This window comes from Solilutibacter silvestris (genome assembly GCF_002895945.1).
Lineage (GTDB): Bacteria > Pseudomonadota > Gammaproteobacteria > Xanthomonadales > Xanthomonadaceae > Solilutibacter > Solilutibacter silvestris.
On sequence record NZ_NPZB01000001.1, the window covers coordinates 97,067 to 112,760 of the forward strand.

The 15,694-nt window shown below is 62.8% G+C and carries 12 protein-coding genes and 1 riboswitch; of the genes, 9 read left to right on the forward strand and 3 right to left on the reverse strand.

Going from position 1 to position 15,694, the window contains the following annotated elements:
* Positions 1-49 precede the first annotated feature (49 nt).
* From Lysil_RS00500 to ppa, 9 genes are all read left to right on the forward strand, one after another.
* Positions 50-973 carry a pirin family protein gene (locus tag Lysil_RS00500; protein WP_103073641.1) on the forward strand — a complete coding sequence of 308 codons (924 nt, stop codon included), beginning with the start codon at positions 50-52 and terminating at the stop codon, positions 971-973.
* Positions 970-1,515: an NADPH-dependent FMN reductase gene (locus Lysil_RS00505; protein WP_103073642.1), complete on the forward strand. Its 546-nt coding sequence runs from the start codon at positions 970-972 to the stop codon at positions 1,513-1,515. The genes Lysil_RS00500 and Lysil_RS00505 overlap by 4 nt, the downstream gene beginning before the upstream one ends.
* 68 nt (positions 1,516-1,583) lie before the next feature.
* Complete coding sequence (locus Lysil_RS00510; RefSeq protein ID WP_103073643.1) at positions 1,584-2,894, forward strand: FAD/NAD(P)-binding protein; 1,311 nt, start codon at positions 1,584-1,586, stop codon at positions 2,892-2,894.
* Positions 2,895-2,960: 66 nt separating this feature from the next.
* Positions 2,961-4,535: a mechanosensitive ion channel gene (locus tag Lysil_RS00515; RefSeq protein ID WP_103073644.1), complete on the forward strand. Its 1,575-nt coding sequence runs from the start codon at positions 2,961-2,963 to the stop codon at positions 4,533-4,535.
* 8 nt (positions 4,536-4,543) lie between these two features.
* On the forward strand, positions 4,544-4,999 hold the full coding sequence (locus Lysil_RS00520) for a MaoC family dehydratase (protein ID WP_103074891.1): 456 nt from the start codon (positions 4,544-4,546) through the stop codon (positions 4,997-4,999).
* Positions 4,996-6,237 (forward strand): PucR family transcriptional regulator, encoded by a 1,242-nt coding sequence (locus Lysil_RS00525; protein WP_103073645.1) that lies wholly within the window; start codon positions 4,996-4,998, stop codon positions 6,235-6,237. The genes Lysil_RS00520 and Lysil_RS00525 overlap by 4 nt, the downstream gene beginning before the upstream one ends.
* Before the next feature lie 141 nt (positions 6,238-6,378).
* The gene (locus Lysil_RS00530) at positions 6,379-8,703 is read left to right on the forward strand and encodes a TonB-dependent receptor (protein WP_103073646.1); all 2,325 of its coding nucleotides are present in this window, start codon (positions 6,379-6,381) and stop codon (positions 8,701-8,703) included.
* Positions 8,703-10,346: a fatty acid--CoA ligase gene (locus tag Lysil_RS00535; RefSeq protein ID WP_103073647.1), complete on the forward strand. Its 1,644-nt coding sequence runs from the start codon at positions 8,703-8,705 to the stop codon at positions 10,344-10,346. The genes Lysil_RS00530 and Lysil_RS00535 overlap by 1 nt, the downstream gene beginning before the upstream one ends.
* Positions 10,347-10,377: 31 nt before the next feature.
* Positions 10,378-10,926, forward strand: coding sequence for an inorganic diphosphatase (gene ppa / locus Lysil_RS00540; RefSeq protein ID WP_103073648.1), 549 nt, complete (start codon positions 10,378-10,380; stop codon positions 10,924-10,926).
* Positions 10,927-10,990: 64 nt separating this feature from the next.
* Here the strand turns inward: ppa and Lysil_RS00545 are convergent, their stop codons facing one another.
* The 3 genes from Lysil_RS00545 to ilvD form a co-directional block, all read right to left on the reverse strand.
* Positions 10,991-11,587: a DUF4136 domain-containing protein gene (locus tag Lysil_RS00545; RefSeq protein ID WP_103074892.1), complete on the reverse strand. Its 597-nt coding sequence runs from the start codon at positions 11,585-11,587 to the stop codon at positions 10,991-10,993.
* Between the two features lie 128 nt (positions 11,588-11,715).
* Positions 11,716-13,593, reverse strand: coding sequence for a phosphomethylpyrimidine synthase ThiC (gene thiC, locus Lysil_RS00550; RefSeq protein ID WP_103073649.1), 1,878 nt, complete (start codon positions 13,591-13,593; stop codon positions 11,716-11,718).
* Between the two features lie 74 nt (positions 13,594-13,667).
* Positions 13,668-13,763, reverse strand: a riboswitch (TPP riboswitch).
* A 31-nt stretch (positions 13,764-13,794) separates the two neighbouring features.
* A complete protein-coding gene (gene ilvD, locus Lysil_RS00555; protein WP_103073650.1) occupies positions 13,795-15,636 on the reverse strand; it encodes a dihydroxy-acid dehydratase in 1,842 nt (613 codons plus the stop codon).
* Positions 15,637-15,694: the final 58 nt, after the last annotated feature.

Sequence of the window (15,694 nt, forward strand, 5' to 3'; positions counted from 1 at the left end):
CGTCCCTGGCCTAAGCTCAACCGATCTTCCGCCATCGGCCGCCACGACCATGTCCGCACCGGTTTCCGTTCCTCCCGATCACGCCAGCGGCCCCGTGCTGGAACTCAGTACCGCACGCAGCGGCATCGTCGGCAATGACCTGACAGTCAAGCGCGCGCTGCCCGGCAAGCCGCGACGCATGGTCGGCGCATGGTGCTTCCTCGACCACGCCGGCCCGATGGAATACGCCGCCGATCACGGCCTGACCGTCGGTCCGCATCCGCACATCGGATTGCAGACCTTCACCTGGATGATCGATGGCGAAGTGATGCACCACGACAGCCTCGGCAATCGCCAGATGATCCGCCCCGGGCAAGTGAACCTGATGACCGCCGGACGCGGCATCAGCCACGCCGAAGTGTCGCCGGGTGGTGAGGCTGGACGCATCCATGCCGCGCAGTTGTGGATCGCGTTGCCGGATGAAGAACGTCATCGCGAACCGGCGTTCCAGCATTGTCCGGAACTGCCACGCATCAAGCAGGACGGTTTCACGATCACCGTGCTGGTCGGAAATGCGTTCGGGAAAACCGCGACACCCAAGGTCTACACGCCGCTGGTCGGATTTGATCTCGCCACCCATGCTGCCGCACGCACCACGCTGCCACTCGATCCGTCCTTCGAACATGCGGTGATGCCACTGGAAGGCAGCGCGACCATCGATGGCCAGGAAGTGCACGACGGCGAACTGTTGTATCTCGGCACCGGTCGCAGCGAGATCGACATCGCCACACGCGCGGCGGGTCGCCTGCTGGTGATCGGCGGCACGCCATTCGGCAAGGACGTGCTGCTGTGGTGGAATTTCGTCGGCCGCACCGAGGCAGACATGATCGAAGCCACCGACGACTGGAACGCCGGGCGTCGTTTCGGCACCGTCACCGACAGCGGGCTGGAACCGTTGAAAGCGCCGCCGTTGTCCGGATTGCATCTGCGATGACCCGCATCCTCGCCCTCTCCGGCAGCCTGCGCCAAGGCTCGTTCAACACTGCGCTGGCGCGCGCTGCACAGGCACAGGCACCCGAAGGCGTGACGGTGGACGTGGCGACATTGCACGGCATTCCCCTGTACGACGCCGATGTCGAACACGCACAGGGCATTCCCGAGGCGGTGCAGGCGTTGCGCGCGCAGATCCTCGCGCACGACGGCCTGCTGATGGTGACGCCCGAATACAACAATGGCGTGCCCGGCGTGTTCAAGAACGGTATCGACTGGTTGTCGCGCACCGGCCCCGGATTGTTCGAGGGATTGAATGTCGCGCTGATGGGTGCATCGCCGAGCGGATTCGGCACCATCCTCTCCCAGAACCATTGGTTGCCGGTGCTGCGCACATTGAAGACGCAGTTCTGGAGCGAAGGCAGGATGACGGTATCGCGCGTCAATACCTTGATGGATGCCGATGGCGAGTTGTCCGATCCCGCGACACTCAAGCTGCTGGCGGATTTCGTGGCCGGGTTTGCACGGTCCCTGACAAAGCCCTAACGGAATCCGAACACGCCTTCACGCGACTTCGCATACGGTGCGGGGCGTTTTCGGTCAGAATTTCCTGAATGGGACATTTCGGAAAAACACCCGTGCTCATCGCGGGCGCCGGATTCAGCGGACTCGCGCTGGCCGCGCAACTGCTGGAACACGGCGAACACGTCGTGCTGATCGGGCGTGCGGAACATTTCGCGCGTGGCACGGCATATGGCGATGCCTGGCGCGAACACCTGCTCAACGTGCCGGCGGATCGCATGGGCCTGCGCGCCGGTGCGCCGGCTGCATTTGCCGACTGGCTGGGACTGCGCGATGACGCGCGCCGACAGTTCCGGCCACGCCTGGAATTCGGTGACTATCTCGCGCAGGAACTCGATGCGTTGCGTGCACGGCATGGCGATCGCCTGCGCTGCATCCCCGCGAACATCACCGCGATCACACGCACAGCGAATCCGGGCTGGCAGGTCGCACTCGACTCCGGCGAGACGGTGGCGAGCGATCGCCTTGTCCTCGCGCTCGGCGCTGCAGCCACGCCGGATACGCAATCGAACAGCGCGATCATCCGCCAGCCATGGGCGCGCGGCGCGCTATCGACCATCGCTGCCGATTCCAGCGTGCTGATCCTCGGCACCGGCTTGACCATGATCGACATGGTGCTGGCGTTGCAGGTGCAGGGCCATCGTGGACCGATCACCGCACTATCGCGACGCGGGCGCCTGCCGCTGCTGCACCCGCAACCACCCCTGCCGCCGACACCGCCGCCGACCGCTTTGCTTGGCGCGCTGGAACGCGGCGACGTGCGCACGGCGCTCCGACAGTTCCGTGTTGCTGTCGATGGAGGTTCATCGCCGGCATCGCTGGCCGATGGCCTGCGTCCGCTGATCCCTCAGCTGTGGCGCGGATGGCCGCTGTCTGCACGCCGACGCTTCCTGCGTCATCTGCGCCCGTGGTGGGACAGCGTGCGCCATCGCGTGGCGCGCGAGGTGTTTTCGACATTGAAACGTTTGCAGGGAGATGGACGATTGCGCATCCGCGCCGGCCACCTGATCGATCACGCCGCGGGTCATGCGCACATCCGCTGGCGTGGCGAACGTGACATTGCAAAGATCCCTGCGGATTTCGTCATCGACGCGACCGGCTGGGACGGCGAGCGCAGCCGTTATGCCGCGCATCCGGCGCTGGCGGCGTTGATCGCCGATGGCATCGTCCGCATCGACCCGCTCGGCCTTGGCCTCGATTGCGACAGCGATGGCCGCATTCCCGGCGTGGACGGCCTTCACCTGATCGGTTTCCTGCGTCGCGGCGAATGCTGGGAGAGCACCGCCGTGCCGGAATTGCGCGCGCAGGCCGCTGCACTTGCCGAGCGGCTCGCGGCATACTGATCGCCAACATCCCGTTCACCGCGATCCGGCCACGATTGCCGGATCGCCCCGGCCACAGGCATCGCCATGAATTCCGTCCCCTGGCAGGTCAATCTGCAGAATTCGCTCGGCACCTATCTGCCCAACCTGCTTGGCGGCATCGCCCTGCTGCTGGTCGGCTGGTTCATCGCCCTGGTGCTGTCAGCGCTCACCCGTCGTGGACTGATGGCACTGCAGGTCAACGACAAGCTCAACGCCAACACCCATTCGCGCATCGACTTCGAGCGCATCGCTGCGCGCCTGGTGTTCTGGTTCGTGCTGCTGTTGGCGATCCTCGGCATGTTCAGCGTGCTCGACCTGCAAGGCATCTCCGGCCCGCTCAGCCTGTTGGCCAGCACGGTGATGGCCTACGTGCCGCGCCTGCTGCTCGCGATCGGGCTGGCCGCGCTGGCGTGGCTGGTGGCGACGGTGATCCGTTCGCTGGTGAATCGCGCGCTCGGCGCCACCAAGCTCGACGAAACCTTGTCCGAAAGCGCCGGGATGGAACCGGTGTCCGCGACCATGGGCAATGTCGCCTACTGGTTGGTGTTGCTGCTGTTCCTGCCGGCGATCGTCGGCGTGCTGCAGATCGAAGGCCTGATGGCGCCGCTGGAAGGCATGACGCAGACGATGCTGGGCATGCTGCCGAATGTGTTTGCCGCGGTGGTGCTCGGCGTGCTTGGCTGGATCTTCGCCAAGGTGGTGCGCGGACTCGTCTCCAACTTGCTGTCCGCCACCGGCGTCGACCGCATGAGCGCCAGCAACGACACCACGCGCGATGTGCGCCTGTCGCAACTCGGCGGCACGCTGGCCTTCATCCTGGTGATCGTGCCGACGCTGGTCACCGCGCTCGATGCACTGAAAATCCAGTCGATCTCGCTGCCGCTCACCAACATGCTCACCATCATGATGGCCGCGGTGCCGAACGTGCTGGCCGCGGCGGCGATCCTGTTGCTGGCGTGGTTCATCGGCCGCTTCGCCTCGGGACTGGTGACGCGCCTGCTCGCCAATCTCGGGCTGGATCGTTTGCCGGCGCGACTGGGCTTCGGCCAGGCCTTCGGCGACCATGCCCATCTCGGCGATGACGGCCTCGGCGATGATGATGGCGGGGAAGCGGCATCCTCATCCACACCTGCCAATGCGCGCTGGTCGCTGTCCGATGTGGCCGGTCACGTCGCGCTGTTCTTCATCATGCTGTTCGCGACGGTGGAGGCCGCCGACATGCTCGGCTTCGCCGGCGTCCGCGACCTGCTGGAAACCTTCATCGCCTTCGGCAGCGACATCCTGCTCGGACTGGTGATCTTCGTGGTCGGCTACTGGCTGGCCAACGTCGCCGCGACCGCGGTCCAGCGCGCCAATCCCGAACATGGCACCCTCCTGTCACGGATCACCCGCGTGGCCATCCTCGGACTGGTGATCGCGATGGGCCTGCGTGCGATGGGCATCGCCGACGACATCGTCAATCTCGCCTTTGCGCTGGTGCTGGGTGCGGTCGCGCTCGGAGTCTCGATTGCCTTCGCAATTTCGTTCGGCATCGGTGGCCGCGATGCCGCCGGCCGCATCGCCAATCGCTGGGCCGACCAGATCCTCGGTCGCCGCAAGGATCGCGATCGAGAAGAGTGATCCATCGCATGCTCGTCATCAAGAATATCGAGGCACTACCGGAATGGCTGGGGCATGAATTGGCCACCAGCGATTGGATCACCATTGAACAATCGCGCATCCAAGCGTTTGCTGACGCCACCGACGACCGGCAATGGATCCATGTCGATCCCGAGCGGGCACGGCGCGAATCTCCCTTCGCAACGACGATTGCGCACGGATACCTGACGTTGTCGATGCTGCCGGCGATGATCGATTTCAGCTTCCGCATCGACGGCATCGCGATGACGGTGAACTACGGGCTCGACCGCGTGCGTTTCATGGCGCCACTGCCTGCCGGCAGCAGGATTCGCGCCCGGTTCGCGCTCGACCGGCTGACGGAATTTCCTGGAGGGACGCAAGCGCACATTATCGCAACCATCGAGATGGAAGGCAGCGACAAGCCTGTTTGCATCGCTCATCAGCTTGTCCGCTACTACCGATGAAGGACAGCGGAAAGCCGATCGCACCTCTGTCGCCGGTCTTGCGCGCAGTTGTCGAGCGATTGCGGGAAAACGACGATGTACTATGCCGAAGCATCTACGAAAATATCCGCGGAACGATTTCCGACTACAGCCTTTCCACCGACACCGGACTTTCCGACGACCTGCTCTCGACATTGACCTGGCATGCCCGGGTCTGGCACGAAGCCCTCCTTGATGCACAGCTGCCCTCCGAGGAATTGCTGGCCAAGGCCGAACTGTCCGCACGCCGTCGCGTGCACCAAGGCATCGCCCTCGATTCCTTTTTGCGCGCCTTCCGGATCGGCTCCAGCACCTTGTGGCAAAACCTGATTGAGGCCGCGAAGGGCGATGTCGTCCTGGAAAAAGAGCTTCTGCTCAACGTCTCGCCCTATCTCCTCCACCACTTCGACATCATTTCGCACCGGGTGGCCCAAGCCTACATGGACGAACTGTTCCAACAGGCCAGCTGGCGCGACCGGGTGCGTGGTGAACTGTGGAGCGTGATCTCCGCGCGGCGCGACGACGTGGAAGCATTTTCGCGCTATTGCGGCCTGCTCAACATGGACGCGATGACGCTGCACATCGCGATGGTGTTCGCCGTGCGCGGCGCCAGCGAAGACACCCGCCTCAATACTTATGCTTTTCGGAAAATCTTGTCCATGGCGGGGATGGATCACGAGAACTCCATGTACATGCGCTATCGCGACCATCTCGTGATGTGGGTGCCCGCGGGACGTGGCGAGCCGCTGGTCGACGGCGACCGTCGTGTCGGCACCCATGCGCACCATATCGTCGAGCGCGTCGAGAAGATGGAACGCGTGGGCGTCGGCCTGCCAGGCAAGGGACCCGCAGGCTGGTGGACTTCGCTTGAGCAGGCGTTCAGGGCGATCGAACACGGCGGCGAAAGCGGCACTCGCGTCACCCGCTATTCGCAGATACTGCTGGACGAAGCCATCGCGCACTCAAGCAGCGTGCAACGATTCCTCGATGCCATCTTGGAGCGACTGGCGGTGGAACCGCACTTGCTGGAAACATTGCAGGCTTATTTCCAGTGTCGGCAGCATCGCAAATCAACCGCCAGCGCACTCAACGTGCATCCGAACACCCTGGATCACCGCCTGCAACGCATCGAATTGCTGCTGGGCGGCAGCTTCGACGACATGACTTGGCTGGCGACCCTGTCGGCCGTGCTGCGGCGGCGGCGCGGCGACCCCGCCTGACACCTGCCGCCAACGGTGCTTCTGTTGCGGCGCAGTGTGAATAGTCACAACACTTCAAGCAACGCTCCCAATGGGCGGATGCCCCCGGTGAATCTAGGCTGATGGCTCGCTCCAGGCGCAGCCTCAACATGGGGGAACATCATGGCTCACCGCAACATCCATCAAACCAACCCGGCACTCGGATCGATGCATGAGCAGGCAAGAACAGCGTTGTCGCTGTCGATCCTGCTGGCCCTCTCCTCCCTGCCGGTATTGCCTGCCTACGCCCAGGATGCAGCCGCTCGGCAACCCACGCAGCAACTCACGCCGCAATCTGCACAGGGGGACGCCAAGGCCGGGTCTGACGATTCCAAGAACCTCGGCAAGATCGTGGTCACCAGCGCAACCAAGCGCGGGCCGAGGAACGTGCAGGACGTGCCGTTCGCGGTAACCTCACTGGGCAAGGCCCAGCTCGATGAGCTGAATTTCCAAAATCTGTCAAGCCTGAGCTACACCATGCCGAACGTGCAGCTGGACGACGTCGGCACCATGCCCGGTTACGCCAACTTCTCGATTCGCGGGCTTGGCATCAACAGCTCGATTCCGTCGATCGATCCGACCGTGGGCATCTTCGTCGACGGCGTCTACATGGGTATCAGCGCCGGCATGGTGTTCGACAACTTCGACCTGCAGAACGTCGAAATCCTGCGCGGCCCGCAAGGCGTGTTGTTCGGTCGCAACGTGACAGGCGGCGCCGTCCTGATCAACACTCGCAAGCCCACCGATCAATTCCATTTCGATGCGCGCCTGGGCGTGGAAACCGGACTCAAGACAACCCTGGACGCGACGGTACGCGGCCCGCTGGCCAAGGGACTCCTGGACGGCAAACTGGCGGTCTACGACAGCCACGACAATGGCTGGTTCACCAACAAGTTTGACAACAGGAAGATGGGCGGAGGCGACGTCCGCCTCGTGCGCGGCGCGCTGTTGTTCACTCCCACTGAAGCGTTCGATACCACGTTGCGCGTCGAACGCGGTGTCGACAACGGCAATGGTCCGGCCATCCAGAACCCGGCATTGTTTTCGTCGGATACTTTCGATTTCTCGAACAATGCAAAGACGTTCTACGACAGCAGCTGGAACCAGGTGTTCACCGATTCCAACCTGAAGGTGCCTTTCGGCCACGGCGTCATCACCAACGTCTTCGGCTGGCGCCAGTACAAGTCGCACTCGCTGGTTGATATCGATGGCACCCCCAATTCGGCGTTCCATGCCAGGACGCGCGTCGACCAGGCCCAGTGGAGCGACGAATTGCGCTATGCGGGCACGTTCGGCAAGGTGGACGTCACCGCAGGCTATTTCTGGTTCAAGCAGCACGTCCTCTATCAGGAGGAGCGCGTCCTCGACGTCACCCCGCCCTACGACGCCAATCCGCCAAATGCGATCTTGGTGGGTGGCGGTGATGGCGATTTCAGGAGCTGGGGTGCGTTCCTCGCCGCCGACTGGCACGTGAGTGACGCTTTCATCCTGAACTTCGGCGCGCGTTATTCAAACGAAACCAAGGACGCGGATGTTTCCCGCATCCGCCCGGGCGGCGGGAGCATCGACGCGCAGACGCTCAACCCGGATTTCCCCGGACTCTCCAAGACGTGGACGGACGTGTCACCCAAGGTCGGTTTCCAGTGGAAGCCGGGCGCACATACCCATCTCTACGGATTCTGGACCAAGGGCTTCCGCAGCGGTGGTTACAATTTCCGTCATACGGTACTGACGATTCCGGTCATGGCGTTCGACGCGGAAGAGCAGCGCACGACGGAATTGGGGTTGAAGCAGGAAATCCCGGCCTTGGACGGCTTCGTCAACGTGGCCCTGTTCCGGAACAAGATCAAGAACATCCAGCGCGAGAGCAATGATCCAAGCGCCGGCACCGGCGTGCAGCAGATCATCCGTAACGTCGGCGACGTCACCGTGCAGGGAGTCGAGGCCGAAGCGCAGATCAAGCTGGGCGCGGGCTTCAGTCTTGCCGGCCAAGTCGGCTATACCCACAACAAGTACGACAAGCTGCTGACCGACATCAGTGGCGATGGCATCGTCGATGCGAAGGACTATGCGCTGAAGCTGCCGCGTGCCGCGCCATGGACCTATGGCCTGTCCTTGCTGCACGACCTGCGGATCGGCTCGGGCAAGCTTTCCAGCCGGATCAGCTACAATCACCGCGACGCCGAGTATTACAGTGACAACAATGTCGGCGTGCTCAACAAGAGCAACCAGCTGGACGTCAACTTCACCTACACGCCGAACCGCAACTGGGCTTTTTCGCTGTACGGAAGGAACCTGCTCAACCAGGTCACCTGGGGTACCGACACCAAGCTGCCGGACATCCCGGCGTTCGGCGGGGATGGCCCTGCCGGGCCGCGACCGATTCCGGCTCAGCGCAATCTCAATCGTGGCCGGGTGATCGGTGCGGATGTACGCTACACGTTCTGATGAACGACCACGCAGACAACGCCTACGCGTTCCCGCTGCTGATCCGGCACCTGTGGAACGCGCCGCTGGTGCGATCTCCCGACCAGGAGATCATCTACCGCGACATGAACCGCTTCACCTATCGCGAACTGCGGCAACGCGTCGGCCGTCTTGCGAATGTGCTGAGATCGGTTGGAGTCGGCTTCGGCGACACCGTCGCAATCATGGACTGGGACAGCCACCGCTATCTCGAAAGCTTCTACGCGGTGCCGATGATGGGTGCAACGCTGCAGATGGTGAACATCCGGCTCTCGCCGGACCAGATCCTCTACACGCTGAACCATGCCGCGCCGGGAACGCTGATCGTCAATTCCGAGTTCCTCGGCATCCTCGATGAAATCCGCGACAGGCTGACATCGATCAAGCGCTTCATCTGGATCAGCGACGAGGGGGCGTCGATGCCGGAATGGCCGGGATTCGAAGGCGAGTACGAATCCCTGCTCGCTTGGGAATCGCCGAACTTCGCGTTCCATGACTTCGACGAGAACACGCGCGCAACCACATTCTACACCACAGGCACTACCGGCGATCCCAAAGGTGTCTTCTTCAGTCATCGCCAACTGGTATTGCATACCCTCGCAACCATGGCTGCGTTTTGCAGTGGCGCCGACGGCCAGCGTATCCATCGCGGCGATGTGTACATGCCGATCACCCCGATGTTCCATGTGCATGCATGGGGTCTTCCCTATGTCGCGTTGCAGCTCGGCGTGAAGCAGGTGTATCCGGGTCGCTACATGCCGGAGGCCCTGCTGGCTTTGATCGAAAAGGAAGGCGTCACCTTCTCGCATTGCGTCCCCACCCTCTTGCAGATGCTGCTGACGTCTCCGAAATCGGCGGATGTCGATCTGCGCGGATGGAAGGTCGTTATCGGCGGATCGGCATTGCCTGTCGGTCTTGCCCGGCAGGCCTGCGAACGCGGGGTCGACGTGTTCGGCGGCTACGGCATGTCGGAAACCTGTCCGGTGCTGTCGATCGCGCAACTTGATCCGCACCTCGATCTCTCCGATAAGGAACACGAGCTCGCCTGGCGCTGCAAGGCGGGCGCACCCATCCCGTTGGTCGAACTGCGCACGGTGGACGCGGACATGCAAGATGTTCCCGCGGACGGCCAGACGACGGGCGAAGTCGTGGTGCGTTCGCCATGGTTGACTCAGGGCTATACCGGCAATCCCGCGGCATCTGAAAAATTATGGGAAGGCGCCTACCTCCATACGCAGGACGTCGGCTATTTCGACAATGGCTACCTCAAGATCACGGATCGCATCAAGGACGTGATCAAGTCGGGCGGCGAATGGGTGTCGTCGCTACAGATCGAGGACCTGCTCTCACAGCACCCGGCCGTCGCCGAAGTCGCAGTGATCGGTGTGCGTGACGAGAAATGGGGGGAGCGCCCGCTTGCGGTGGTCGTTCCCAAGGCCGGACAGGCGTTGGCCGAGAGCGATCTCAAGGCACATCTGCTGCACTTCGTTGAACAGGGCATTATTTCGAAATACGCAGTCCCGGCCCATATCCTGGTCGCCAGCGCCATCGAAAAAACCAGCGTCGGCAAACTCGACAAGAAGGCATTGCGTGCGCGATATGCGGGAGCCCCTCCTTCCAGCTAGAATGACGCATCGCACAAAAAGGGAAGCGCCAATGGGCCTCGACCTCGTCAGCACCGGCAAGAACCCGCCGGACGAAATCAACGTCATCATCGAAATCCCCAAGGACGCCGAGCCGGTCAAGTACGAGGTCGACAAGGCCAGCGGCGCGATCTTCGTCGATCGCATCCTGTCGACGTCGATGCGCTATCCGTGCAATTACGGCTACGTGCCGCACACTGTCTGCGGTGATGGCGATCCCGCCGACGTGCTGGTGATCCTGCCGCTGCCGCTGGTGCCGGGCTCGGTGATCCGCTGCATCCCGGTCGGCGTGTTGAAAATGACCGACGAGGCCGGCAGCGACGAGAAGATCATCGCGATCCCGCTGCCGAAGATTTTCGGCGGCTACGCGCATATCAGCGACATCGAGCAGGTGTCGCGGCACTGGCTGGAACGCATCGGCCACTTCTTCGAGCACTACAAGGATCTCGAGAAGGGCAAGTGGGTGAAGTTGGAAGGCTGGGGTAATGCCGCCGAGGCGAAGCAGGTGATCGTCGACGCGATGAAGCGTTACGAAGACAGCGCGGACAAGCCGAATTTCTGAGGTTCCTGCGAATCAACGAAGAGGGCGCCCAGCGGCGCCCTCTTCGTTTGCGCGGATTGTGCGATTACTTCTTCGCTGGCACCACCGGCTGGTTGCTGCCGGCCTGATACGGATACTTCGCGAACACCGCGCTGATCGTCTTGTCGATGTTGGCCGCGCGCTCCTGCACGTTCATGCGCTGGACCGTGGCGATGGCATCGCCGGTCCACACCATGCGGTTCTGCCGCGCATCCACCAGATCGATGCTGAGCGTGCCTTCCTGGTAGCGGCTGACCTCCATCTGGTCGTACCACACCGGCACCGCGACATAGGCTCGGCGGCGATAGCTGTAAAGGAACTGGACATCGCTCATCGGCGTGCTGTACACGGCAGTGCGATCGCGCACCACGCCCTGGAAGTTCACCTTCAGGTCGGGTGACTTCTCGCTATAGGTGTAACCACGCGCTGTCATCTCGCGACGCACGTCCTCCTTGATGCGATCGGTGATCCAGCTGGAATAGCCGGACTGTTCCATCGCCAACGGAGTGTAGTAACTCCAGGTGCGATAGCGACCGAAATCGGCGGATGGATCCTGGTCGGTCTTGACGTAAGGGCCACTGGCGCAAGCCGCCAGCAATAGCGTTGCGGCAAGCAGGGCGGTCTTGGTGATGTGCTTGAACATGGCGGTCGCTCCTTCTGCATCCATGGGCGCAGTGTAGAACGAGCGTCGCGCGATGTGCAGGTCAACGCATGCCAGTTGCCGGGCGTTCACTGGAACAGCCCGGAAACCGCGGCAGGCATCGCCATGCCTTATTCGGCGCGATAGACCTGCGCGCCTTGCGCGAGGAACTCCTTCGATTTCTCCGCCATCCCTTCCTCCAGCGCCTTCGCTTCGTCGACGCCATGCTCGGCGGCGTAATCGCGCACGTCCTGGGTGATCTTCATCGAACAGAAATGCGGCCCGCACATCGAGCAGAAGTGCGCCAGCTTGTGCGCGTCCTTGGGCAATGTTTCGTCGTGGAATTCCTTGGCCTTTTCCGGATCGAGCCCGAGGTTGAACTGATCGTCCCAGCGGAATTCGAAACGCGCCTTGGACAGCGCGTTGTCGCGCACCTGCGCACCGGGATGGCCCTTGGCGAGATCGGCGGCATGCGCGGCGATCTTGTAGGCCATGATGCCGTCGCGCACGTCTTGGCGGTTGGGCAGGCCGAGATGCTCCTTCGGCGTCACGTAGCAGAGCATCGCGGTGCCGAACCAGCCGATCATCGCCGCACCGATCGCCGAGGTGATGTGATCGTAGCCCGGTGCGATATCGGTCGTCAGCGGGCCGAGCGTGTAGAACGGCGCTTCGCCGCACTCGCGCAACTGCTTGTCCATGTTTTCCTTGATCAACTGCATCGGCACGTGGCCGGGGCCTTCGATCATGGTCTGGACGTCGTGCTTCCACGCGATCTGCGTCAGTTCACCCAGCGCTTCGAGTTCACCGAACTGCGCGGCGTCATTGGCATCGGCGATACAGCCGGGACGCAGTCCATCGCCCAGTGAGAAGGCGACGTCGTAGGCCTTCATGATCTCGCAGATGTCCTCGAAGTGCGTGTAGAGGAAATTCTCCTTGTGATGCGCGAGGCACCACTTCGCCATGATCGAACCGCCGCGCGAAACGATGCCGGTGACGCGCTTGGCCGTCAGCGGCACATGGCGCAACAACACACCGGCGTGGATGGTGAAGTAATCGACGCCCTGCTCGGCCTGTTCGATCAACGTGTCGCGGAAAATTTCCCACGTCAGCTCCTCGGCGCGACCATCGACCTTTTCCAGCGCCTGGTAGATCGGCACCGTGCCGATCGGCACCGGCGAATTGCGGATGATCCACTCGCGCGTTTCGTGGATGTGCTTGCCGGTGCTGAGATCCATCACCGTATCGCCGCCCCAACGGATCGCCCACACCAGTTTCTCGACTTCCTCGGCGATGCCGGACGACACCGCGCTGTTGCCGATGTTGGCGTTGATCTTGGTAAGGAAATTGCGGCCGATGATCATCGGCTCGCTTTCGGGGTGGTTGATGTTGTTGGGCAGGATGGCGCGACCGCGCGCGATTTCGTCGCGGACGAATTCCGGGGTGATGAATTTCTGAATCGATGCACCGAACGATTCGCCCGGATGCTGTTTCAGCAAATGCGCTTCACGCACCGCGTCCAGTCGCTGGTTTTCGCGGATCGCGACGAATTCCATTTCCGGGGTGATGATGCCGCGCCTGGCGTAGTGCATCTGCGACACATTCGCGCCGTCTTTGGCGCGTCGCGGCAAGGCGCGATCGGGGAAACGCACGATATCGAGTTTCGGATCATGTTCACGGGCGCGCCCGAATTCCGAACTCAGTGCAGACAACTGTTCGGTGTCGCCACGTTCCTCGATCCACTTCGCACGCAATGCCGGCAGGCCGACGGCGAGGTCGATGTCCGCCGCGGGATCGGTATAGGGACCGGAACAGTCGTAGACGGTGACCGGCGGATTGTCCTCGCCACCGAACAGGGTCGGTGTCTTCGTCAACAAGATCTCGCGCATCGGCACCCGTATGTCCGGGCGCGATCCTTCGACATGGATCTTGTGCGAACCGGGAATCGGGCGCGTGACCTCGGAAGAGAGCTGCTCGGCCTGGCGCAGGAGTTCGGTGGGAAGGGCATTCATCGGCAATCGTCCTGTGGCGCGGCCGCGAGGAATTCGCGGGCCATGAACGAAGCGAAGGCGCAGCGGGGATGGATCGGCACCGCTGCGAAGCTTCCCTACGCCGGTCTAAACCGGATCAGGTTCGAAGGGTGTTTCTCAACCGCCAGCCGACGGTACCCCCGCTTCAGGGCGAATTAGACCACAACGCCCGGGATCGAGCGTTCAGACCCCGTCGAACAACGCCCGATCGCGCACCGCACCCTTGTCGGCACTGGTGGCGAGCAAGGCATAGGCCTTCAACGCCGTGCTGACCTTGCGTGTCCGCGGCTGCACCGGCTTCCATCCCCGCGCGTCCTGTTGCGCACGACGCGATGTCAGTTCCTCATCCGTCACCAGCAGTTCGATCGAACGCTGCGGAATGTCGATGCGGATGTGGTCGCCATCGCGGACCAGTCCGATCGCACCGCCCGCCGCCGCTTCCGGCGAGGCATGACCAATCGACAGGCCCGAGGTGCCGCCGGAGAAGCGCCCGTCGGTGAGCAGCGCGCATTGCTTGCCCAGGCCTTTCGATTTCAGGTACGAGGTCGGATACAACATCTCCTGCATGCCCGGCCCGCCCTTCGGGCCTTCGTAGCGGATCACCACGATGTCGCCGGGCTGCACTTCATCGGCGAGGATGCCGGTCACTGCCGCATCCTGGCTTTCGTAGACGCGCGCACTGCCTTCGAAGACATGGATCGATTCGTCGACACCCGCCGTTTTCACCACGCAGCCATCGGGCGCGATATTGCCGTGGAGCACCGCCAGCCCGCCCTCCTGCGAATACGCATGTGCGACATCACGGATGCAGCCTTCGCTGCGATCAGCGTCCAGCGTCGGCCAGCGCGTGGCCTGGCTGAAGGCGATCTGCGTCGGGATGCCGGCGGGGCCGGCCTTGTAGAACGTGGCGACGCTTTCATCGCCATTCTGGGTGATGTCCCATTGCGAAATCGCATCACCCAGCGATTTCGCGTGCACGGTGGGGACATCGGTGTGCAGCAATCCGCCGCGCGCCAGTTCGCCAAGAATCGCCATGATGCCGCCGGCGCGATGCACGTCTTCGATGTGGTACTTCTGCGTGTTCGGCGCAACCTTGCACAACTGCGGCACGCGCTTGGACAGGCGATCGATGTCGCGCATGGTGAAGTCGACCTCGCCTTCCTGCGCCGCCGCCAGCAGGTGGAGGATGGTATTGGTCGATCCGCCCATCGCGATGTCCAGCGTCATCGCGTTCTCGAAGGCAGCGAACGTGGCGATGCCGCGCGGCAATGCACCGGGATCCTCGGCGCCGTACCAGCGATGACACAGCTCGACCGCGGTGCGCCCGGCGCGCAGGAACAGCTGTTCGCGATCGGCATGGGTGGCGACTACGGTGCCATTGCCGGGCAATGCGAGCCCCAATGCTTCCATCAAGCAGTTCATCGAATTGGCGGTGAACATGCCGCTGCACGATCCACAGGTCGGGCAGGCGCTGCGTTCCACTGCCGCGACCTCTTCGTCGGAGGCATTGGGATCGGCGGCCATCACCATCGCGTCGATCAGGTCGAGCTTGTGGTCGGACAACTTGGTCTTGCCCGCTTCCATCGGCCCCCCCGACACGAACACCGTCGGAACGTTGAGACGCAACGCCGCCATCAACATGCCGGGGGTGATCTTGTCGCAATTGGAAATGCACACCAGCGCGTCGGCGCAATGCGCGTTGACCATGTACTCGACCGAGTCGGCGATGATTTCGCGCGACGGCAACGAATAGAGCATGCCGTCATGGCCCATGGCGATGCCGTCGTCGACGGCGATGGTGTCGAATTCACGCCCGATGCCGCCGACGCGTTCGATCTCGCGCGCAACGAGTTGCCCAAGATCCTTCAGATGAACGTGACCCGGCACGAACTGGGTGAACGAGTTGGCGATCGCGACGATCGGCTTGCCGAAATCGCCGTCCTTCAGGCCAGTGGCGCGCCACAACGCGCGCGCGCCGGCCATGTTGCGGCCGTGGGTGGAGGTGCGTGAACGATAGTCGGGCATGGTCGCTGAATGTGTTGATGATCCGAAAGATCCAGTAAACCCCTTATTTCGATGGGTT

What these genes read in the sequence shown, in the direction of transcription:
- ilvD (WP_103073650.1), bottom strand. Translation starts at nt 15,636, where the DNA reads ATGCCCGACTATCGTTCACGCACCTCCACCCACGGCCGCAACATGGCC.
- Lysil_RS00530 (WP_103073646.1), top strand. Translation starts at nt 6,379, where the DNA reads ATGGCTCACCGCAACATCCATCAAACCAACCCGGCACTCGGATCGATG.
- Lysil_RS00500 (WP_103073641.1), top strand. Translation starts at nt 50, where the DNA reads ATGTCCGCACCGGTTTCCGTTCCTCCCGATCACGCCAGCGGCCCCGTG.
- Lysil_RS00525 (WP_103073645.1), top strand. Translation starts at nt 4,996, where the DNA reads ATGAAGGACAGCGGAAAGCCGATCGCACCTCTGTCGCCGGTCTTGCGC.
- Lysil_RS00510 (WP_103073643.1), top strand. Translation starts at nt 1,584, where the DNA reads ATGGGACATTTCGGAAAAACACCCGTGCTCATCGCGGGCGCCGGATTC.
- Lysil_RS00545 (WP_103074892.1), bottom strand. Translation starts at nt 11,587, where the DNA reads ATGTTCAAGCACATCACCAAGACCGCCCTGCTTGCCGCAACGCTATTG.
- Lysil_RS00515 (WP_103073644.1), top strand. Translation starts at nt 2,961, where the DNA reads ATGAATTCCGTCCCCTGGCAGGTCAATCTGCAGAATTCGCTCGGCACC.
- Lysil_RS00535 (WP_103073647.1), top strand. Translation starts at nt 8,703, where the DNA reads ATGAACGACCACGCAGACAACGCCTACGCGTTCCCGCTGCTGATCCGG.
- Lysil_RS00520 (WP_103074891.1), top strand. Translation starts at nt 4,544, where the DNA reads ATGCTCGTCATCAAGAATATCGAGGCACTACCGGAATGGCTGGGGCAT.
- ppa (WP_103073648.1), top strand. Translation starts at nt 10,378, where the DNA reads ATGGGCCTCGACCTCGTCAGCACCGGCAAGAACCCGCCGGACGAAATC.
- Lysil_RS00505 (WP_103073642.1), top strand. Translation starts at nt 970, where the DNA reads ATGACCCGCATCCTCGCCCTCTCCGGCAGCCTGCGCCAAGGCTCGTTC.
- thiC (WP_103073649.1), bottom strand. Translation starts at nt 13,593, where the DNA reads ATGAATGCCCTTCCCACCGAACTCCTGCGCCAGGCCGAGCAGCTCTCT.